Raw genomic sequence first — 593 nt, forward strand, 5'->3', positions numbered from 1 at the left:
CGTAAACGTGCAGAACGCAGTATGTTGCGTGTCAAACCAGGAGGTTACCACACACCCAAAAAAACAACACGCTCATTAATATCACTCAAAACATCACGCAAACTAGCAATTGCACGGGCAGCGGAACAAGCAGTTAGAAATGCTATCATAGACTATAATAAAAAAAATGATAAGTAATAAAAATATTTTGAATGATGTTTTAATTCTGAAGATAATTCTTTCACCCTGGTCGTCATAATGGCATTTTTAAGTTGTTGTTTGACCATACGCAGTAACTCGTTGTTCTCTGTTTGCTTTCTTGTACCGTCAGCCCACACCAAATGAAAAGGCAAATCTTCCATTGTAAATTCCTCAACCAAATCAAACACATGTTTCTTCCCGTCGTCATTGTTATGCACCCATATGTCCAAAGCAGCATCAATGAGTTGCGACATTTTTTTAGCTTTTGCTTCATCCATACTTTTTTTGGAATTATGCTCTATCACACCAATTTTTTGCGTGGTTCGTTCTCATTATAACATGTATTTATAGATAGTCTTTGTTGTGTCTTTCGGAAGTCCGAGGTGTGTGGTTGCCCTACTCCCCGGTTTTTC

The 593-nt window shown here is 38.1% G+C and carries 1 protein-coding gene; it reads right to left on the reverse strand.

All coding sequences use genetic code 11. The features are described 5' to 3' along the window. Positions 1-152: 152 nt before the first annotated feature. Entirely contained in the window at positions 153-458 is a 306-nt protein-coding gene (locus tag ACRBG0_RS28365) for a hypothetical protein (RefSeq protein ID WP_431490197.1), read from the reverse strand. Between the last annotated feature and the right edge of the window lie 135 nt (positions 459-593).

It is taken from the genome of Lewinella sp. (assembly GCF_050633125.1).
In the GTDB taxonomy this organism is placed as follows: Bacteria; Bacteroidota; Bacteroidia; order Chitinophagales; family Saprospiraceae; genus Lewinella.